The sequence below is a fragment of the Streptomyces tibetensis genome (assembly GCF_007655005.1).
GTDB classification, from domain to species: Bacteria; Actinomycetota; Actinomycetes; order Streptomycetales; family Streptomycetaceae; genus Streptomyces; species Streptomyces tibetensis.
In genome coordinates, this window is the sequence record NZ_SZVW01000002.1 from 408,318 (window position 1) to 426,886 (window position 18,569).

An 18,569-nucleotide genomic window follows, 5' to 3' on the forward strand; every position below is an offset into this window, starting at 1 on the left:
CTTCGCGGGCGGAAGGGCCCCTCTTCGGTGCACGTCGTGGATCGGTCCGGCCGTGGCGGTGGTGCTGGTGGGCCGGCGCTGGTCAGCCCTTGAACCAGCCGGAGGGGGCGGGGGCGAGGTTCTGGTAGATGTGCTTGGCCTCCTGGTACTCGCGCAGTCCCGTGGGGCCGAGCTCGCGTCCGACGCCCGAGCGGCCGAAGCCGCCCCACTCGGCCTGCGGCACGTAGGGGTGGAAGTCGTTGATCCACACGGTTCCGTGCCGCAGCCGCTGGGCGACGCGCTGGGCGCGGCTCGCATCCGAGGTCCACACGCCGCCGGCCAGGCCGTATCGGGTGTCGTTGGCCAGTTCCACCGCCTCGTCCTCGCCGCGGAAGCGCTCGACGGTGACCACCGGGCCGAAGACCTCCTCCTGCACGATGCGCATGGACCGGTCGCAGTCGGCGAAGATCGTCGGCAGCAGGAAGAACCCGCGGGCGAGGGCCGGGTCGTCGGGGCGGGTGCCGCCGGTGACGAGCCGGGCACCCTCCTCCTTGGCGACGGCGATGTAACCCTCGACCTTCTCGCGGTGCTCGGCGGAGCTGAGCGGGCCGCTCTCGGTGCCCTCCTCCAGGCCGTTGCCGAGCCGGATCGCCCGGGCGCGTTCGGCGTACGCCTCGACGAACCGGTCGTGCAGCGCGTCCTCGACGAGCAGGCGTGATCCGGCCGAGCAGACCTGCCCGGAGTGCAGGAAGGCGGCGTCGAGGGCGTAGTCGACGGCGGCGTCGAAGTCGGCGTCGGCGAAGACGATGTTGGGGTTCTTGCCGCCCAGTTCGAGGGCGATGTTCCGGGGCCCCTCGGCGGCGGCGGCCATGATGGCCCGGCCGGTGTGCAGGCCGCCGGTGAAGGAGACCAGATCGACGTCGGGGTGGCTGGTCAGGGCCGCACCGACGGTCGCCCCGGAGCCCAGCACGAGGTTGGCGACGCCGGGCGGGGCGCCGGCCTCCTCGATGAGCCGGATCATGGCGATCGTGGTGAGGGGTGTGGTCTCGCTGGGCTTCAGGACGAAGGTGTTGCCGGCGGCCAGGGCCGGGGCGACCTTCCAGGAGGCCTGCAAGAGCGGGTAGTTCCAGGGGGCGATGAGCGCACACACGCCGACCGGCTGGTAGACGACGCGGCTGAGGACGTCCGGGCCGACGTCGACGACCCGGCCGCCGTCCTTGCCCGCGAGTTCGGCGAAGTAACGGAAGGCGTTCGCCACGTCCTCCACGTCGATGCGGGCCTCGGTGAGGGTCTTGCCGGTGTCAAGCGTCTCGGTGCGGGCGATGTCCTCCCGGTCGCGCAGCAGGAGGTCGTGGACGCGCAGCAGGAGGTCGGCCCGGCGGCGGGAGGGGGCGTTCGCCCAGTCCTCCTCGGCGAAGGCGCGCCGGGCGGCGCGCACGGCGCGGTCGACGTCGGTTGCGTCGGCCTCGTCGACGGTGGTGACGACCGAGGCGTCGTAGGGGTTGACCACCTCACGCCGGCCACCGGCCGCCGCCCGCGTCCACTCGCCGTCGATGTACAGCTCACCCACCGCGGGGCCTCCTTCGCGTCCGGCCGGAGCCCGATCGGCTCGACGATCAGCAACATGGCCCATCGGGCGGGCGGCGGCCACGGGGCACACCGCCGCGACGGCGTCCGGGCGGCCCAGAGGACCCGGGTGGGCTAGTCACCCGGCTCCGGGTCTGCGCGCCCGAGTGTGCCGGGGCCAACACCCGGATCGCACGCACGGAACACGCTGGATGCTTCATGCCCATACATCCCGGTATGCCACCCCCTTCATGTCCCACATTTGTCCCTGACCACCCCCGAAACAACCATTCATCCACGTACGGCAGTTGACGTAGACCCAGAAGTAACATGTCAACTCCGCACCCGAAGCGCACTGGCGTGCGGTGCCGTATCAGGAGGCACCACCATGCGACCGCGACCCCCCGTCAAGGGCCGAGGCATCTTCAGCGGCACGGGACTCATCGTCACGTGCCTGGCGGCGACGCTCGCCGCGCTGGTCTTCCCGATCTGGACCTACACGGACCGGCCGGGACCGGCACCGAACGTGCTGAGCGCCCAGACCCTGCGGACCGACTACGGCCCGCTGTCCGCACTCGACCAGGACTTCCTCACGAAGGTCCGGCTGGCCGGGCTGTGGGAGCTGCCCGCGGGGCGGCAGGCGCGGTCGAAGGGGACCACGCCGGCCGTGCGGACGGCGGGCCGGCACCTCGTCGAGGGGCACCGGTTCCTGGACGAGCGGGTCCGCGACGTCGCCGCGCGCCTGAACCTCGCACTGCCGGACGAGCCCGGCGAGCAGCAGAAGCAGTGGCTGGACCGGCTCGACCGGGCGCGAGGAGTCGACTACGACCGCGAGTTCGCCACGCTCCTGCGACTGGCGCACGGCAAGGTGTTCCCGGTCGTCGCCCAGGTCCGAGCGAGTACCCGCAACTCCCTGGTGCGCGAGCTCGCCGACGACGCCAACACGACCGTCCTCGACCACATCAAGGTCCTGGAGGCGACGGGCTACGTCGACTTCGACGCCGTGGCCCGCGACCTGGCCGACGCCGGCACTCCCCCGGCCACCGGCCCGGGACCGGCCATCCCGCCACCCACGCTGCCCTCGTCGCCCTCGTCACCCTCGCCGGAATACACACTTCCGCCGCCCGCCTACAGCCCGCCACCGAGCTGAAGCGGAACGTCACATACTGACAACACTCCGTCCGGATTGTGAACGAGGCATGGTGTTCTCGGGACCGTGTCACATACAAACAACATATGCTTTGGGTTCTTTTCCTGCTGGCGGCCTGGGCCGTGGCCGGCACGGCGTGTACGCGTCTGTGCCTGGCCGCCATGCGCGCCGCAGCCGTGGACGCGGACACCGGCCCGGGTCGTGAACTCACGCTGTACGAGGCAGCGTTCCTCTCCGGCGGGCCCCGCCGGGTCGCCGACGTCACGCTGGTCGCGATGGCCCGTCAGCGCCGGCTGCTCCTGGCGCACACCGGCTGGGCGACAGTCGTCGACCCGCGCGGGCGGGACGAGATGGAGCGGTCGGTGATAGGGGCCATCGGTCCCGAGGGGCAGTCCCGGATCGCGCCGGTGCGGTCCACGGCCGCCGCGGCCGACGCGGTGCGCGGGATCGCCGAGGGGCTGGTACGCGCGGGGCTCGCGGTGCCGGACAGTGCCCGTACGACGGTCGCGACGGCCGTCCGGCAGGTCCGCGTGGCCGCCGTCGCCGTCCTCGGACTGGGCGTGGCCGCGCTGCTGACGCCCGCTCCGCCGGACATGCCGCGGCACCTGGTCGCCCTGTGGTTCGCGCTGCCGCTCGCCCTGACCCTGAGCTGCCTGGCCGTCGCGCGGGTCGAGATCCACCCCTACTCGCGCTGGGCCTCGCCGGCCGGGCGGCAGTTGCTCGGCACCCTGACCCGGACCGCGGACGGCACCGCCGACGACCGTACGTACCTCACCTCGGTGGCCGTGCGCGGCGTCAGCGCGATCGGCGAACCGGACCTGCGCGCGGCGTTCACGCACCGCGGGTCGCACGACTGACCGACCGGGGCGGGCGCACAAGGGGCATGCAGCCCGACACCGGCGGACGGTGCTTGCCTTCCCCCCTCGCCGAACGAAACATCCCTTTGGTCGCCACCGTGCACCGAAGGGATACGCATGAGAGCCGCCCTCCTCTACTCGGCCGCCGGGTCCTTGCTGCTGAGCACCCTCACCGCTGCCCCCGGCACCGAGGACCCGACCGGGGCGGCGGAGCGGCGCGGCACCGCCGTGGCGGCCGCGCGGGCCGAAGCGGCCGGTGTCGACTTCGGCCCCTGCCCCGACGCGCAGGACCTGCCCGGCAGCATGCGGTGCGCAACGGTGCGCGTCCCACTGGACTACGCCCGCCCGGACGGCGAGCAGATCGAACTCTCCGTCAGCAGGGCCCGGGCCACGCGGAAGGACCCGCACCACGGGGAGCAGACGGTCGGGCGGCAGGGCGCCCTCGTCTACAACCCGGGCGGGCCGGGCGCCACCGGCCTGTACTTCCCGCTCATCGGCCTGCTCCCCGAGTGGAAGCGGATCGCGGCCGCGTACGACCTCGTCGGCTACGCCCCGCGCGGGGTCGGCCGTTCGGGACCGCTGTCGTGCACGGACCCGAAGCAGTTCTTCGAGGGGCCCTCGCAGGCACCGGCCCACCCCTCGGAGTCATTCAAGAAGGAACGCATCGCGCGGGCGAAGGCGTACGCGCGCGGCTGCGCCGAGCGCGTGGGCGGCGCCCTGCGCCACTACCACTCCCTCAACAACGCCCGCGACCTGGACGTGTTGCGCGCCGCGCTCGGCGAGGAGCGGCTGACCTTCATGGGCTCGTCGTACGGAACGTACTTCGGTGCCCTGTACGCGACGATGTTCCCCGCGCACGTGCGGCGGATGGTGTTCGACTCGGTGGTCCACCCCGGCCCCCACCGGATCTGGTACCGCAACAACCTCGCCCAGTCGGCGGCGTTCGAGCGCCGCTGGGCGGACTTCCGGGCCTGGGCCGCCCGGCACCACGACGTGTACGGGCTGGGCGCGACCGCGCGAGAGGTGCTGCGCAGCTACGAGCGCGCGAGCGCGCGGCTGGCCGCCGAGCCGGCGGGCGGGAAGGTCGGACCGGGCGAGTTGCAGGGGGCGTTCCTGCAGGCCGGGTACTACGACGACCAGTGGCCGCACCGCGCGCACGCGCTGTCGGCGTACCTCAAGGGTGACCCGAAGCCCCTGATCGAGCAGGCGGAACAGCAACCGGAGGCGGCAGCCGAGGCGGAGAACTCACGGGCGGTGTACCTGGCCGTCGAGTGCAACGACGCCCCCTGGCCCACGGACTGGACGGTGTGGGACCGGGACAACACCCGGCTCGCGCGGCTGGCGCCCTTCGAGACCTGGGACAACGTGTGGACGAACCTGCCGTGCGCCTACTGGCGGGCGCCCCGGCAGCGGCCGCTCGACGTCGGTGCCGGGCCGGGCGAGCTGCCGCCGACGCTGATTCTGGCCGCCGAGCGGGACGCCGCCACTCCGTACGACGGCGCCCTCGACCTCCACGACCGTCTCGCGGGCTCGGTTCTGGTGACGGAGCGGGACGCAGGCGCCCACGGGCTGGCGGGCGGCCCCAGCGCCTGCGTCAACGGCCACATGGAGGCGTACCTGCTGGAGGGGCGGCTGCCGGGACGACGCACGGACTGCGCCCCGCACGCCGAGCCGAAACCGGCGGCTACGCACGCCGAGCCGAAACCGACGGCCCCGGACAAGGTGAGGGCCGGGGCTCGCAGAGGCGTCCGCTGAGTCAGGCCAGCGAGGCGACCAGCTCGGCGATGTCCTTGCGGCGGCCCGTGTAGAACGGCACCTCCTCGCGGACGTGCATACGGGCCTCCGAGGCGCGCAGGTGACGCATGAGGTCGACGATGCGGTACAGCTCGTCGGCCTCGAAGGCGAGGATCCACTCGTAGTCGCCGAGGGAGAACGAGGCGACGGTGTTGGCGCGCACGTCCGGGTAGCCGCGGGCCATCTTGCCGTGGTCGGCGAGCATGCGGCGGCGGTCCTCGTCGGGCAGCAGGTACCAGTCGTAGGAGCGCACGAAGGGGTAGACGCTGACGTAGTTGCGGGGCGTCTCGTCGGCGAGGAACGCCGGGATGTGCGCGCGGTTGAACTCGGCGGGGCGGTGCAGCGCCATGTTCGACCAGACGGGCTCCAGGGCGCGGCCCAGCTTGGTCCGGCGGAAGAGGTTGTACGCCTCCTGCAGCGCGTCGCTGGTCTCCGCGTGCCACCAGATCATGAGGTCGGCGTCGGCGCGCAGGCCCGAGACGTCGTAGGTGCCGCGGATCGTCACGTCCTTGGCGGCGAGCTGGTCGAACAGCTCCTGGACCTCGTCGGCGTACCCGGCGCGGTCCTCGGGCAGGACGTCCTTCAGCTTGAAGACGGACCAGAGCGTGTAGCGGATGACCTCGTTGAGGTCCTTGGCCAGCTTGCCCTTGTTCGGGATCCTGCCGGACTCGGGGGTAGGGGCGTCGTTGCTCATGGCCTCATTCTCCCGCTCCGCCGTGCAGGCTCTGCACCGGGTGGGCGGTGAGCTCCTGCACAGCGACCGGGTCACCGTGGATCCGGTCGACGGCGGCGTACGCGCTCGCGATGCAGGCGGGGATGCCGACGCCGTCGTACGCGGCGCCGCAGACGGCGAGGCCGGGGAGGCGGGCGATGTGCTCGCGGATGCGGGCCACGCGCGCGTGGTGGCCGACGGGGTACTGGGGCAGGCCGTCGTCCCAGCGGGTGACGTGGGTGGCGACGGGTGTGGCGTCGAGGCCGGTCGCGGCCTTCAGGTCCTGCCGGGAGACGTCGGCCAGCTCGCTGTCGTCGCGCTCGAGGATCTCCGTCTCGCCGTACCGCCCGACGGAGGTGCGCAGGACGACCAGGTCGGGGTTCTCGTCGGCGATCCAGCCCCATTTCTGCGAGGCGAAGGTGGACGCCTTGATGGTCCGTCCGTCGACCGGCGGCACGAGGAAGCCGCTGCCGTCGGGCAGGGCCGTCTCCGCACGGCGGTAGGCGAGGGTGACCAGGGCCATGGAGGCGTATTCGACGGCGTCGAGCTCGGCGGCGGCCCCGGGGGTCTCGGCGCGCAGCAGCCGGGCGGCGACGGGGGCGGGGGCGGCGACGACCACGGCGTCCGCGAGCCACTCGCGCTCACCGGAGACGACGTGCCAGCCGCCCTCGGGGGTGCGGCGCAGCCCGGTCACCGGCGTGCCCGTGAGGATCTCGCCCCCGCGGGTGCGGACGGAGTCCGCCACCGCGAGGGGCAGGGTGCCGATGCCGCCCTTGATTCCCATGAACACCGGGCCGGTCTGCCGGGCCGCGGCCGCCTTGGCCTGGAGCTCGCGGACCCCTTCCGTCAGGGAGGTGTGGGTCCGGGCCACCTGGAAGAGCTGCGGAACGGCCGAACGCATGGAGATGCGGTACGCGTCGCCCGCGTACACCCCGCCCAGCATGGGCTCCAGCAGGCGGTCTACGACCTCGCGGCCGAGGCGCTGCGTCACGTACTCCCCGACCGCCACGTCGTCGCCGACCTCGGTACGGGGCAGCTCGGCGTCCTGCTCGATGCGGGCGAGGCCCTCCTCGGACAGCACGCCGGCCAGGGCGGACGCGGTGCCGGGCACGCCCATCACATGCCCCTTGGGGAAGGGGCGCAGGGCGCCGCGGGTCCACAGCGAGGCCGTCGCCGTGGCCGGGGGCCGGAGGCGGTCGGCGAGGCCCACCTCGCGGGCGAGCGCCACGGCCTCGGGGCGGCGGGCCAGCAGCGACTCGGCGCCGAGGTCCACCCGCGCGCCCGCGACCTCTCCGGGCAGCAGCTTGCCGCCGACCCGGCCGGAGGCCTCCAGCACGGTCACCCGCGCCCCGCGGTCCAGCAGCCGGTGCGCGGCCGCCAGGCCCGCGATACCCGCCCCGATGACGACGACCCGCCCTTGCACTTCGCGCATGCCCCCAGCTTCTCAGACCCCTCTGACAGCGCCGCGGCGCCCCGGTGTCCTGTACGAGTCCCGACCGTGACCGCATCGGAACCGTCCCGGGCCAAACGATCGGCCCCGCCCCGGCGTCGAAGAAGCGTCAGCAGAATCGACCCCCGGGGGATGCCCGCATGCGCACACGACGATCCGTACGACACCCCGTCCCGGCCCTGGCCGCGCTCCTGCTCGCGGCCGCCCTGGCCCTCACGGGGTGCAGCGCCGGGGACGACGCCTCGGGCGGCAGCAGCTCCGCCGACCGCGGGGCGGACGGCAAGGGCGTCTCGGGCGAGGCCGCCCCCGGCGGGACCGGAAGCGGCGCCAAGGCCACGGCGCCGCCGAAGCTCGCCACGAGCCACATCATCCGCACGGCCTCCCTGACCGTGCGGGTCAAGGACGTCCCCAAGGCCCTGGACCAGGCCCGCACCGGCGTGGAGAACGCGGGCGGCTACGTCGGCAACGAGACGACCACCCGGGACGCCGGGGGCCACGAGCGCACCCGGGTCGTGCTGCGCGTGCCCGTCGAGAAGTACGAGGAGGTCCTCGCCGACCTGGAGGGCTCCGGCAAGCTCCTCGACCGCAGCGCGAAGGCCGAGGACGTCACCGACCAGGTCGTGGACGTGGAGAGCCGGATCAAGACGCAGCGCGCCAGCGTGGCCCGGATCCGCGAGCTGATGGACCAGGCCACCAAGCTCAGTGACGTGGTGACCCTGGAGGGCGAGCTGAGCACCCGCCAGGCCGACCTGGAGGCGCTGCTCGCCCGGCAGACGTCGCTGAAGGACCGCACCAGCCTGGCCACCATCACCCTGTCGCTGTCCGAGACCCCGGTGAAGAAGGAGGCGAAGGACGACGATCCCGGGTTCGTGGACGCGCTCGCGGGCGGCTGGAGCGCCTTCGTGACGATGCTGCGCTGGCTCGCCGTGGCGTTCGGGGCGGTCCTGCCGTTCGCGGCGGTGGCCGCGCTGGTCGTCTGGCTGTGGCTGCGCGTCGTACGTCCCCGTCTGCCGCGCCGCCCCGCGCCCGCGGCGACCGCGCTGGGCCCGCTGCCGACGGCCCGGCCGGCGCCGGAGTCCGCGCAGCCGGGAACGCCGGGTGAGCGGGACTGAAATGCCCTGCTCCCGTAGCGTGTTCGCATGAACCTGAGCCGTGCACGGGAGCGACTGGTCGTCATCGGCGGTGACGCCGCGGGCATGTCCGCGGCGTCACAGGCGCGCCGCCTGAAGGGCCCCGGCGAGCTGGAGATCGTGGCGTTCGAACGGGGCCACTTCACGTCGTACTCGGCGTGCGGCATCCCCTACTGGGTGGGTGGCGACGTCACCGAACGGGACGAGCTCGTCGCCCGCACCCCCGAGGAGCACCGCGCCCGGGACATCGACCTGCGCCTGCGTACCGAGGTGACGGAGCTCGACCTCGACCGGCAGCGGGTACGCGCGCGTGACGTCGACTCCGGCGAGGAGGCCTGGACGTCTTACGACAAGCTGGTGCTCGCGACCGGGGCCCGGCCGATCCGGCCGGACATGCCCGGGGCGGACGCCGCCGGGGTGCACGGTGTGCAGACGCTGGACGACGGCCAGGCGCTCCTCGACACGCTGGAGCACACGCGTGGCCGTCGCGCGGTGGTGGTCGGGGCCGGCTACATCGGCGTGGAGATGGCCGAGGCGCTCATCAAGCGCGGCTACGAGGTGACGGTCGTCAACCGCGGCAGCGAGCCCATGTCGACCCTCGACCCCGACATGGGCTGCCTGGTGCACGAGGCCATGGAGGGCCTGGGCATCACGATGGTGAACGACGCCGAGGTCACGAAGATCCTGACCGGCGAGGGGGGCACCTCCCCGCTCGAGCGAAGCCGAGAGCTCGGGGGAGGCCGGGTGCGGGCGGTGGTCACCCAGGACCGCGAGTTCCTGGCGGACGTCGTCGTGCTCGGTATCGGCGTCCGCCCCGAGACGACCCTCGCGCGCGCCGCCGGCCTCCCCCTCGGCCCGCACGGCGGTCTGCTCACGGACCGCTCGATGCGGGTGCGCGGCCAGGAGAACATCTGGGCCGGCGGCGACTGCGTCGAGGTCCTCGACCTGGTCTCGGGCCAGGAGCGGCACATCCCGCTCGGCACGCACGCCAACAAACACGGCCAGGTCATCGGCACCAACGCCGGCGGCGGCTACGCCACCTTCCCGGGTGTGGTCGGCACGGCGGTCAGCAAGGTCTGCGACCTGGAGATCGCCCGCACGGGCCTGCGCGAGAAGGACGCCCACCGCGTCGGGCTGCGCTTCGAGTCGGTCACCATCGAGTCGACCAGCCGCGCGGGTTACTACCCGAACGCCTCCCCCATGACGGTCAAGATGCTCGCCGAGCACCGCACGGGCCGTCTCCTCGGCGTCCAGATCGTCGGCCGGGAGGGCGCGGGCAAGCGGGTCGACATCGCGGCCGTCGCCCTCACGGCAGGCATGACGGTGGAACAGATGACCGCCCTGGACCTCGGCTACGCGCCCCCGTTCTCCCCGGTCTGGGACCCGATCCTGGTGGCGGCCCGCAAGGCGTCGGCGAAGATCCGCGGCACCTCGTAACGGGGCGGGGTCTTCAGGGGCGCGGGGAACCGCGCGACAAGCCACAGAGGTCGCGCACCCGGCGACGACCCCGCACCCCCACGGCGAAGCCCTTACGCAGTCCCCGCCGTACCGTTGATCCGGTCGATCGCCTGCCTCGCCTGCTCCGCCGGCGGCCGCGACGGCAACGAGGACACCGACGCCGAAGCGGCCGTCACCGCCGGCGGCTGCTCCCCCGCCGGCTTCGCGTGCGACGCCACGCGGGTCGACCGCAACCGGTGGCTCACCGCCTCCTCCAGCGTCACGGGCCGCCGCAACTGGGTCGCCAGCCGCCCCGCCTCCTGGCCCAGGCGGGCCACGTCCTCCCAGGGCAGCCGCACCACCAGCGTCAGCTCCGCCTCGCCGTCGGGCAGTGCGTGCATCGCGGGAGTACCTCGGTCGTTCATCGCCTGTTCCTCACGTCGGCCCCGCGACCCGCCTTCCCCGCGCCGCGGGCGGTTGCCGACACATACGCACCCCCCGGCGGCTGCGTTCAGCACCGCACCCTTTTGTCCACCGGCACCACAGTGCGGGCTCATGGGCCCTGCGGGGAGCCGTCCGTGGGCAGCAGCAGGACGTAACGGAGTTCCTGCCGGTAGGCGGGGAGCATGACCTGCGAGGTGACGGTGATCGTCCACGCGCCGATCTTTCCCACGGGGCTGCCGTGGCTGTCCCGGGCGGTGCCGCGGGCGCGACGGGCCGGAGCCTATGTGATCGCCGCCTCGATGATCGGCGGGGTGGCCGCCGGGCCGGTGCTGGGCAAGGGCATCGAACTGGCCGGTGTCGACGCCGTACCGATGCTGCTGGCCCTGCCCGCGGCCGGCTGTCTCGCGGCCACCTGGTGGCTGATCCGGGCCACCGGGGACCGCCCGCCGTCCTGAACCGCGAACGCGCTCACGCGAGGGGCTGTCCTCTGTACGAGAACGCCGGGCGGGCCCGGGCCGCCTCAGCGCGCGGTCAGCGTGTGCACGTGCTCCACGAGCCGCGTCAGCGCGTCCGGGTCCGTGGACGGCATGACGCCGTGGCCGAGGTTGAAGACGTGGCCGTCCAGGTCCTTCGCCGAGTCCAGGACCTCGCGGGTCTTGGCCTCGACGGCCTCCGTCGGGGCGAACAGCACCGTCGGGTCGAGGTTGCCCTGGAGTGCCTTGCCGGGACCGACCCGGCGGGCGGCCTCGTCCATCGGGACACGCCAGTCGACGCCCACGACGTCCGCGCCGGCCTCGCCCATGAGGCCCAGCAGCTCGCCGGTGCCGACACCGAAGTGGATGCGCGGCACGCCGTAGCCGGCCACGGCCTCGAAGACCTTCGCCGAGGCCGGCAGCACCGAGCGGCGGTAGTCGACGGGGGCGAGCGCACCGGCCCAGGAGTCGAACAGCTGGACCGCCGAGGCACCCGCCTCGATCTGCACCTTGAGGAACGCGGCGGTGATGTCCGCGAGGCGGTCGAGCAGGTCGGTCCACAGCTCGGGGTCGCCGTACATCATCGCCTTGGCGTTCTCGTACGTGCGGGACGGGCCGCCCTCGACGAGGTAGCTGGCGAGGGTGAAGGGCGCGCCGGCGAAGCCGATGAGGGGCGTGGCGCCGAGCTCGCGGGTGAGCAGACCGATGGCCTCGGTGACGTAGGAGACGTCCTCGGGGGTCAGGTCGCGCAGCTGCGCGAGGTCCTCCCGGGTGCGGATCGGGCGCTCGACGACCGGGCCGACGCCGGGCTTGATGTCGAGGTCGATGCCGATGGCCTTGAGCGGGACGACGATGTCGCTGAAGTAGATCGCCGCATCCACGCCGTGCCGGCGCACCGGCTGGAGCGTGATCTCGGTGACCAGGTCGGGCCGCATGCAGGACTCGAGCATCGGGATGCCCTCGCGCACCTTGCGGTACTCCGGCAGTGAGCGCCCGGCCTGCCGCATGAACCACACCGGCGTGTGCGGCACGGGCTCGCGCCGGCAGGCCTTGAGGAAGGCGGAGTCGTATGCGGCGGACGGCTGCTGGGCCCGAGGGGCGTCGTTGGCACTCACGGGCCCAAGTTTCGCACGCCGCAGAACGGCGTGATTCAGCCCCTGGGCAGGCGCGGGGTGTCTAGCCCCACACCCGGGCTCCGGTCCCCGTAATCTTCCCGCATGGCTGCGGCTCAGGGACGACTGTCGGACGGCGCTGGCGGAATGGACGAAGCGAAGGACACCGAGAACGACCGGCGGGAGGCGGACTCCGCCCCGCTGCCCTTCCGGGCCGCCGTCGACGCGCTCAAGGCGGCGCGGCTGCGGCCTCAGATCGAGGTCGAGCCGACGCCCCCGCCGAGGCGGCTCGCTCCTCACAGCTACGCGCTGGAGGCGGCGGTCGTCGACGGCGACCAGGACCTGGCCGACGGCCGGCTGGTGCTGCTGCACGACCCGGCCGGGCACGACGCCTGGCGGGGCACCTTCCGGCTGGTGACGCTGGTGCGTGCGGAGCTGGAGCCGGAGATGGCGGCGGACCCGCTGCTGCCGGAGGTGTGCTGGTCCTGGCTGACCGGCGCGCTCCAGGCACGCGGGCTGACCTACGGGGAGCCGAGCGGCACGGTCACGCGCGCGAGCTCCCACTACTTCGGTGGGCTCTCGGCGCGCCCGGCGGCCTCGCAGATCGAGATCCGCGCGTCGTGGACGCCGCGCGAGGGCCTGGGCGGGGTCCCGGACACGGCCGCGCACCTGGCCGCCTGGTGCGATCTGCTCGCCCAGATCGCGGGGCTGCCCCCGGCCGTTCCCGGAGACGCGTCGGTGGTGACGCTGCCCCAGCGGCGAGGACCGCAGTCCCGCTGACCGGCCCCTGACCTCCCCGAACGCCCCCTGACCGCCCCGCACTGATCGACCTTGTGCGGGGCGGTCAACCATGTCCGGTCGACGATCACACCTGAGTACCCCTCTTGGCCGAATCACTTTGTCGATACGGCCACTTTCGACCGCGTATCGACGCAGACCGAAACCGTTCGACCTTCGAATGATCGACCGCGTGTCCGAATTGCACGGATTGTTATCACCGATTCGTGATCATTCTCTAAAGGCGGACGGGTTCGGTGCCGAAGACGACTGTGACCTTGAAAGCACGGTTCGTCCCGGCTTCACCCCCACGAGCCGGCCCCGTCCCGCACCCCAGGAGGCCTGGTGTCCGTTCTCCTCGAGCAGCCCGCAAGCCTGGTCGCCTACCGCCCGAACAAGCCCACCGCCATGGTGGTCGTGGCCGACCCGCGCGTCCGCTCCACCGTCACCCGCCACCTGTGGGCGCTCGGTGTGCGCGACGTCATCGAGGCCTCGTCCATCGCGGAGGCTCGTCCCCGCATCGGCAACCCCCGCGACATCTGTGTCGCAGACGTCCACCTGCCGGATGGCTCCGGCCTCACGCTGCTGTCGGAGACCCGCGCGGCGGGCTGGCCCAACGGGCTCGCCCTCTCCGCCGCCGACGACATCGGTGCCGTGCGCAACGCACTCGCCGGCGGCGTGAAGGGTTACGTCGTCACCGGCACCCGTACCAACGTCGGGCTCCCCACCCGGCCGGGCGCCGCCCCCATCGGCGCCGCCGCCGCGCGACTGCACCGCCGCCCCCCGGGTGCCCCGAGCCACCCGGGCGGCTACCGCGAACTGTCCGGCCGCGAGGTCGAGGTGCTGCGGCTGGTCGCGGAGGGCCAGTCGAACAAGGCGATCGGCGTCTCGATGGGCCTGTCCGCCCTGACCGTCAAGAGCCACCTCGCCCGCATCGCCCGCAAGCTCGGCACGGGCGACCGCGCCGGCATGGTCGCGGTGGCACTGCGGACCGGGATCATCCACTGACCCGCTCCGCCGTGACCCCTCGTGATCATCCCCTCACGTGAGGCGGGACCGGCCGCCGGCCCCGTGCACGTCACTCACGGTTCGTGAACCCGCCGCTTCCCCGACATGACTGGTTTGCGACCCTCGAGCGCCCGCCGACGGAACGTTCCGTCGGCGGGCGCTGTCCATACATGGATACCCTTGACAGGTGACCGACGCCCACGACACCGCAGCAGACAGCTCACTGCGAACCACCGGAGGCGCCCCTCCGGACGACGGCGGATCTTCTGCTACGGAGGCGCCGATCCCTCTGCTCGAGCCGCGTGAGGGCATTCCGCCCGTCATCGCGGACGAGACCGCCCTGGCCCGGGTGATCGCCGCCTTCGAGGCGGGGTCCGGCCCCGTCGCCGTCGACGCCGAGCGCGCGTCCGGCTACCGCTACGGGCAGCGCGCCTACCTCGTGCAGCTGCGCCGCGAGGGCGCCGGAACGGCCCTGATCGACCCCGTGGCCTGCCCCGACCTGTCCGCCCTCGGCGACGCCCTGTCCGGCGTCGAGTGGGTGCTGCACGCCGCCACCCAGGACCTGCCCTGCCTGCGCGAGATAGGCATGGTGCCGACGCGGCTGTTCGACACGGAGCTGGCCGGGCGGCTCGCCGGGTTCCCCCGGGTCGGCCTCGGCGCGATGGTCGAGAGCGTCCTGGGCTTCGTCCTGGAGAAGGGACACTCCGCCGTCGACTGGTCGACCCGGCCCCTGCCCGAGCCCTGGCTGCGCTACGCGGCGCTGGACGTGGAACTGCTCGTCGACCTGCGCGACGCGCTGGAGAAGGAGCTGGACCGGCAGGGCAAGCTGGAGTGGGCCCGCCAGGAGTTCGACGCGATCGCCTCGGCTCCGCCGCCCGAGCCCCGCAAGGACCCGTGGCGGCGTACGTCCGGCATGCACAAGGTGCGCCGGCGGCGGCAGCTGGCCGTCGTACGGGAGCTGTGGCAGACCCGGGACCGGATCGCGCAGCGGCGGGACGTGTCGCCGGGCAAGGTGCTCGGGGACGCGGCGATCGTCGAGGCGGCGCTGGCGGTTCCGGCCAATGTGCACGCGCTGGCCGCGTTGAACGGTTTCGGCCACCGCGTGGGCAAGCGGCAGCTGGAGCAGTGGCAGGCGGCCGTCGACCGGGCGAAGGCGCTGAGCGAGGCGCAGCTGCCGCAGCCGGGGCAGTCGGTGACCGGCCCTCCGCCGCCGCGCGCCTGGGCCGACAAGGACCCCGCGGCCGCGGCGCGGTTGTCCGCGGCCCGGGCCGGGGTGTCGGCGCTGGCCGAGCAGCTGAGCATGCCGCAGGAGAACCTGATCACACCGGACACGGTGCGGCGGGTGTGCTGGGAGCCTCCGGCGGTGGTGGATGCGGAGTCCGTCGCGGCGGCGCTGGCCGGGCACGGGGCGCGGCCGTGGCAGGTGGAGCAGGTGACGCCCGTGCTTGTGGAGGCGCTGTCCGTCAAGGAGGCGTAGCCGCCGTCGGCTTCCTCGTCGCACGGCGGCTGCGGGTGGTCTTCGGCTTGTCGCGCCCACGCGGCGGAGCCGCACATCGGCATGGTCCCGCGCCCCTAGGAAGGGCGCCTACTTCGTGGCCCCTTGCGTGAAACCGTTGTAGATGAACCTCTGCAGGAACAGGAAGACGGCCAGCGTGGGGACGATCACCAGGATCGCGCCTGCCGAGATCGTCTCCCAGTGGGCGCCGAAGGGGCCCTTGAAGCGGAACAGCGACGTCGAGATCACGCCAAGATCCTCGGATGGCATGTAGAGGAAGGGGATGTAGAAGTCGTTGTAGACGGTGATCCCCTTCACGATCACGACCGTCGCGATCGCCGGTTTCAGCAGCGGGAAGATGATCTTGCGATAGACCGTGAAGGCGTTGGCGCCGTCCAGGCGGGCGGACTCGTCCAGTGAGACCGGGATGGACCGGACGAACTGCAGGAAGATGTAGATCGAGACGATGTCCGTGCCCGTATAGAGGGCGATCGGGGCCCACAGGCTGTCGAACATGCCGAAGCTGTTGACGATCTGGAAGGTGGCCACCTGAGTGGTCACACCCGGTACCAGCGCCGCGACCAGGAACAGGGCCAGGACCGCCTTGCGGAAGCGGAAACGGAAGCGGTCGATGGCGTAGGCCGTCATCGAGCCGATGAGGACCGTGCCGCCGATGGCGACGACCAGGATGATCGCCGTGTTGCCGAAGGCCGAGAGCATCCGGCCGTCCTGGAACGCCGTCACGTAGTTGTGGAAGTTGAACGGGTCCTCGGGCAGCGCGAGCGCTCCGCTGCCGTCGGCCATCTCCCGCTCGGACTTCAGGGAGGTCAGGAACACCGCGGCGAGCGGGAGCAGGACCACCGCGGTCGCGGCGATCAGCGACAGGTACACGAGGACGCGGGTCACCGCGCGGCGGGTCATACGAGGTCCACCTTGTCGTCGGGGGCGAGGCGCCGCTGCACCCAGGTCACCGCGAGGACGATCAGCAGCAGCACGAGCGCGGCCGCCGAGGCGAGGCCCGTCTTGTTGAACTGGAAGGCCAGCTTCACGGTCTGGATCACGAACGTCTCGGTGCCGGTCGCGCCGCCCGTCATGATGTACGGGATCTCGAAGACCGACAGGGAGCCCGATATCGAGAGGATCACGGTGAGGGACAGCACCGGCTTGATGCCCGGCGCGATGATGTACCGGAACTGGTGCCAGCGGTTCGCGCCGTCCAGTTCGGCCGCCTCGTACAGCTCCCCCGGGATCGACTGGATCGCGCCGAGGAACAGTACGAAGTTCAGGCCCAGGTAGCGCCAGACGGAGACGCCGGCCAGGGAGGTGTTCGCGGACTCCGGGGTGCCGAGCCAGGCCCGGTCCGTCTCCACGCCGAGCAGGCTCAGGACCGAGTCGAGGGTGCCGCCGTCCTGGAAGAAGTAGAGGAAGACGAACCCGATCGCCACGCCGTTGATCAGGTACGGGAAGAACAGCACGCCCTTGAAGAGGTTCCGGAAGCGGACGTCGAAGCTGAGGATCGTGGCGAAGTAGAGCGCGGCGACGATCTGGACGACGGAGGCCGCCAGGTAGTAGCCGCTGACCCAGAAGACCTCGAACAGCTCGGGGCGGGTGAAGAGTTCGCTGTAGTTCTCGGCGCCCGTGAAGTTCAGTTCGGGGCTTACTCCGTCCCAGTCGGTGAAGCTGTACGCGACCATGTTGGCGATCGGCGCGTAGGTGAAGACGATCAGGAGAGTGAGCGGGGCGAGCAGGAAGAGCCAGGGGGTGGCCCCGCGCCACAGGCGTGCCGGGCGCGGGGCGGGGGCCGGGGCGGGGACGGCCGCCCCCGCGGCGGCCTTGACGGCCGCCGTCTCGGTCGTGCCCGTCATCAGGACCCCAGCGATTTCTGGGTCTCGGTCCACTTCTCACCGAGGCCGTCCAGGTAGTCGTCCGGGTCGCCCTTCCTGGCGCCGCGAGCCATGTCGACGAGTTCCTTGCGGTAGTCGGGCTTGTTGATGCCCACCTCGGACTGGTTCTCGATGGTCTTCAGCTCGGCGCCCTTGCTGTCGTCGAGGTCGAGGAGCTTGACGCCCGCCTCCTCGTACGGCTTCAGGATGTCGGGCAGGGGGGCGTCCTTGAGCGGGGACAGCGCGAGGTTGTCCTCGGCGTAGCCCGACTTGTCGGTGAACCAGTCGATCCAGGCGCGGGCGGCGCCCTTGTGCGAGGAGTGGACGTTGACGGCCTGGTTGTAGTCGGGCGACGTCACCGCGCAGAACGTGCCGTCCTTCTGGGCGGGGAAGGGCATGAACCCGATGTCGTCCGGGTCGGCGCCGGCCTGCTTCGCCGCGCCCTGCATCTGGATGACCGCCCAGGAGCCGAGCCACATGGTGGCGATCTCGCCCTTGGCCAGCTTGGGCTTGGACGCCTCCCAGTTGGTGGTGGTCGGGTCCTTCTCGACGAGCCCCTCGTGCACGATGTCGTACAGCAGGCTGTCCGCCACCCGCAGTTCGCCGCCCTCGGCCCAGGGGTTGCCCTCGGCCCACCTGGTGGTGGCCTGCTCGTCGCAGCTGACCGAGCCCCTGACGCCCGTCCACTGGCTGAGCGGCCATCCGTCCTTGAAGTTGGTGTAGTAGGGGACCGCGTCGGTCTTCGACTTGATCGCCTTGAGGCCGGCGAGGAACTCGGCCGGTGTCGTGGGCCATTGGGTGACCCCGGCCTCTCTCCACACCTTCTTGTTGTAGATGAACCCCGGAAGGGCGCCGAGCGGGCTCTGGCCGTAGACCTTGCCGCCGACGGCCGTGTAGTCGGTGAAGCGGTACTTCTTGCTCCGCTCCGCCTGGCCGCCCAGCGAGGCGAAGAACTTGGGGTAGTCCTTCTTCTCGATCACCGCCGGGATCATGAGGACGTCCCCGTAGTTCTCCGTGTTCATACGGATCTTGACTTCGCCCTCGTAGTCGGTGATGCCGTCGAACTCGACCTTCACCTTCGGATACGTCTTGTTGAACTCGGCGGCGTACTTCTTCATCGTCCCGTCCTGCACGAGGTCGGTCCGGTGGGTGAGGACGGTGATGGTCCCGTCGACCTTGGCAGGGTCGTCGGGCGCCTCGGCGTCGGCGCCCTTGGCGGAGCCTTTGGAGCCGGTGCAGCCGGAGGCCAGCAGGGCTGCGCCCACGGCGAGGGCGAGGAGGGTACGGCGGTTCATGTGCGTC

At 72.2% G+C, this 18,569-nt stretch carries 17 protein-coding genes; 9 read left to right on the forward strand and 8 right to left on the reverse strand.

Annotated features, from left to right (window positions below; all coding sequences use genetic code 11):
* Positions 1 to 82: 82 nt before the first annotated feature.
* Complete coding sequence (locus FDO69_RS04255; RefSeq protein ID WP_104778317.1) at positions 83 to 1,549, reverse strand: aldehyde dehydrogenase family protein; 1,467 nt, start codon at positions 1,547 to 1,549, stop codon at positions 83 to 85.
* A gap of 384 nt (positions 1,550 to 1,933) precedes the next feature.
* Between FDO69_RS04255 and FDO69_RS04260 the strand changes: the two genes are divergently transcribed.
* The 3 genes from FDO69_RS04260 to FDO69_RS04270 all read left to right on the forward strand — a co-directional run bounded on the left by FDO69_RS04260 (position 1,934) and on the right by FDO69_RS04270 (position 5,307).
* Entirely contained in the window at positions 1,934 to 2,695 is a 762-nt protein-coding gene (locus FDO69_RS04260) for a DUF4142 domain-containing protein (protein ID WP_104778319.1), read from the forward strand.
* Between the two features lie 86 nt (positions 2,696 to 2,781).
* The gene (locus FDO69_RS04265) at positions 2,782 to 3,552 is read left to right on the forward strand and encodes a TIGR04222 domain-containing membrane protein (RefSeq protein ID WP_104778321.1); all 771 of its coding nucleotides are present in this window, start codon (positions 2,782 to 2,784) and stop codon (positions 3,550 to 3,552) included.
* Between the two features lie 117 nt (positions 3,553 to 3,669).
* Positions 3,670 to 5,307: an alpha/beta hydrolase gene (locus FDO69_RS04270; protein ID WP_104778324.1), complete on the forward strand. Its 1,638-nt coding sequence runs from the start codon at positions 3,670 to 3,672 to the stop codon at positions 5,305 to 5,307.
* A 1-nt stretch (position 5,308) separates the two neighbouring features.
* Here the strand turns inward: FDO69_RS04270 and hemQ are convergent, their stop codons facing one another.
* Positions 5,309 to 6,040, reverse strand: a complete 732-nt coding sequence (gene hemQ, locus FDO69_RS04275) for a hydrogen peroxide-dependent heme synthase (protein ID WP_104778326.1) — start codon at positions 6,038 to 6,040, stop codon at positions 5,309 to 5,311.
* Between the two features lie 4 nt (positions 6,041 to 6,044).
* Positions 6,045 to 7,490, reverse strand: a complete 1,446-nt coding sequence (gene hemG, locus FDO69_RS04280; RefSeq protein WP_104778327.1) for a protoporphyrinogen oxidase — start codon at positions 7,488 to 7,490, stop codon at positions 6,045 to 6,047.
* 158 nt (positions 7,491 to 7,648) lie between these two features.
* Between hemG and FDO69_RS04285 the strand changes: the two genes are divergently transcribed.
* Positions 7,649 to 8,620, forward strand: coding sequence for a DUF4349 domain-containing protein (locus FDO69_RS04285; protein WP_104778329.1), 972 nt, complete (start codon positions 7,649 to 7,651; stop codon positions 8,618 to 8,620).
* A 27-nt stretch (positions 8,621 to 8,647) separates the two neighbouring features.
* Complete coding sequence (locus FDO69_RS04290) at positions 8,648 to 10,075, forward strand: FAD-dependent oxidoreductase (protein ID WP_104778331.1); 1,428 nt, start codon at positions 8,648 to 8,650, stop codon at positions 10,073 to 10,075.
* 92 nt (positions 10,076 to 10,167) lie between these two features.
* On the opposite strand, the gene FDO69_RS04295 is transcribed toward FDO69_RS04290, so the two are convergent.
* Positions 10,168 to 10,500 carry a hypothetical protein gene (locus FDO69_RS04295; RefSeq protein ID WP_104778332.1) on the reverse strand — a complete coding sequence of 111 codons (333 nt, stop codon included), beginning with the start codon at positions 10,498 to 10,500 and terminating at the stop codon, positions 10,168 to 10,170.
* Between the two features lie 201 nt (positions 10,501 to 10,701).
* Between FDO69_RS04295 and FDO69_RS04300 the strand changes: the two genes are divergently transcribed.
* Complete coding sequence (locus FDO69_RS04300; protein WP_324826343.1) at positions 10,702 to 10,974, forward strand: hypothetical protein; 273 nt, start codon at positions 10,702 to 10,704, stop codon at positions 10,972 to 10,974.
* Between the two features lie 65 nt (positions 10,975 to 11,039).
* On the opposite strand, the gene hemE is transcribed toward FDO69_RS04300, so the two are convergent.
* Positions 11,040 to 12,107 (reverse strand): uroporphyrinogen decarboxylase, encoded by a 1,068-nt coding sequence (gene hemE / locus FDO69_RS04305; protein WP_104778334.1) that lies wholly within the window; start codon positions 12,105 to 12,107, stop codon positions 11,040 to 11,042.
* 102 nt (positions 12,108 to 12,209) lie between these two features.
* Between hemE and FDO69_RS04310 the strand changes: the two genes are divergently transcribed.
* From FDO69_RS04310 to FDO69_RS04320, 3 genes are all read left to right on the forward strand, one after another.
* Complete coding sequence (locus FDO69_RS04310) at positions 12,210 to 12,884, forward strand: DUF3000 domain-containing protein (RefSeq protein ID WP_104778336.1); 675 nt, start codon at positions 12,210 to 12,212, stop codon at positions 12,882 to 12,884.
* Between the two features lie 342 nt (positions 12,885 to 13,226).
* The gene (locus FDO69_RS04315) at positions 13,227 to 13,889 is read left to right on the forward strand and encodes a response regulator transcription factor (protein ID WP_003993737.1); all 663 of its coding nucleotides are present in this window, start codon (positions 13,227 to 13,229) and stop codon (positions 13,887 to 13,889) included.
* 187 nt (positions 13,890 to 14,076) lie between these two features.
* Positions 14,077 to 15,366 (forward strand): ribonuclease D, encoded by a 1,290-nt coding sequence (locus FDO69_RS04320; RefSeq protein WP_104778337.1) that lies wholly within the window; start codon positions 14,077 to 14,079, stop codon positions 15,364 to 15,366.
* 108 nt (positions 15,367 to 15,474) lie between these two features.
* On the opposite strand, the gene FDO69_RS04325 is transcribed toward FDO69_RS04320, so the two are convergent.
* Genes FDO69_RS04325 through FDO69_RS04335 form a run of 3 tightly spaced genes read right to left on the reverse strand, consistent with a single transcriptional unit; the run spans position 15,475 to position 18,562 of the window.
* Positions 15,475 to 16,305, reverse strand: a complete 831-nt coding sequence (locus FDO69_RS04325; protein WP_104778340.1) for a carbohydrate ABC transporter permease — start codon at positions 16,303 to 16,305, stop codon at positions 15,475 to 15,477.
* On the reverse strand, positions 16,302 to 17,249 hold the full coding sequence (locus FDO69_RS04330) for a carbohydrate ABC transporter permease (protein WP_104778342.1): 948 nt from the start codon (positions 17,247 to 17,249) through the stop codon (positions 16,302 to 16,304). Before FDO69_RS04330 ends, FDO69_RS04325 begins: the two co-directional genes overlap by 4 nt.
* Positions 17,249 to 18,562, reverse strand: coding sequence for an ABC transporter substrate-binding protein (locus FDO69_RS04335; RefSeq protein WP_104778344.1), 1,314 nt, complete (start codon positions 18,560 to 18,562; stop codon positions 17,249 to 17,251). Before FDO69_RS04335 ends, FDO69_RS04330 begins: the two co-directional genes overlap by 1 nt.
* Positions 18,563 to 18,569 lie beyond the last annotated feature (7 nt).

Bases quoted from the DNA above. Each gene is read 5' to 3' on its own strand.
- FDO69_RS04260 (WP_104778319.1), top strand. From the start codon at position 1,934: ATGCGACCGCGACCCCCCGTCAAGGGCCGAGGCATCTTCAGCGGCACG.
- FDO69_RS04265 (WP_104778321.1), top strand. From the start codon at position 2,782: ATGCTTTGGGTTCTTTTCCTGCTGGCGGCCTGGGCCGTGGCCGGCACG.
- FDO69_RS04270 (WP_104778324.1), top strand. From the start codon at position 3,670: ATGAGAGCCGCCCTCCTCTACTCGGCCGCCGGGTCCTTGCTGCTGAGC.
- hemQ (WP_104778326.1), bottom strand. From the start codon at position 6,040: ATGAGCAACGACGCCCCTACCCCCGAGTCCGGCAGGATCCCGAACAAG.
- hemG (WP_104778327.1), bottom strand. From the start codon at position 7,490: ATGCGCGAAGTGCAAGGGCGGGTCGTCGTCATCGGGGCGGGTATCGCG.
- FDO69_RS04285 (WP_104778329.1), top strand. From the start codon at position 7,649: ATGCGCACACGACGATCCGTACGACACCCCGTCCCGGCCCTGGCCGCG.
- FDO69_RS04290 (WP_104778331.1), top strand. From the start codon at position 8,648: ATGAACCTGAGCCGTGCACGGGAGCGACTGGTCGTCATCGGCGGTGAC.
- FDO69_RS04295 (WP_104778332.1), bottom strand. From the start codon at position 10,500: ATGAACGACCGAGGTACTCCCGCGATGCACGCACTGCCCGACGGCGAG.
- FDO69_RS04300 (WP_324826343.1), top strand. From the start codon at position 10,702: ATGACCTGCGAGGTGACGGTGATCGTCCACGCGCCGATCTTTCCCACG.
- FDO69_RS04310 (WP_104778336.1), top strand. From the start codon at position 12,210: ATGGCTGCGGCTCAGGGACGACTGTCGGACGGCGCTGGCGGAATGGAC.
- FDO69_RS04325 (WP_104778340.1), bottom strand. From the start codon at position 16,305: ATGACCCGCCGCGCGGTGACCCGCGTCCTCGTGTACCTGTCGCTGATC.
- FDO69_RS04330 (WP_104778342.1), bottom strand. From the start codon at position 17,249: ATGACGGGCACGACCGAGACGGCGGCCGTCAAGGCCGCCGCGGGGGCG.
- FDO69_RS04335 (WP_104778344.1), bottom strand. From the start codon at position 18,562: ATGAACCGCCGTACCCTCCTCGCCCTCGCCGTGGGCGCAGCCCTGCTG.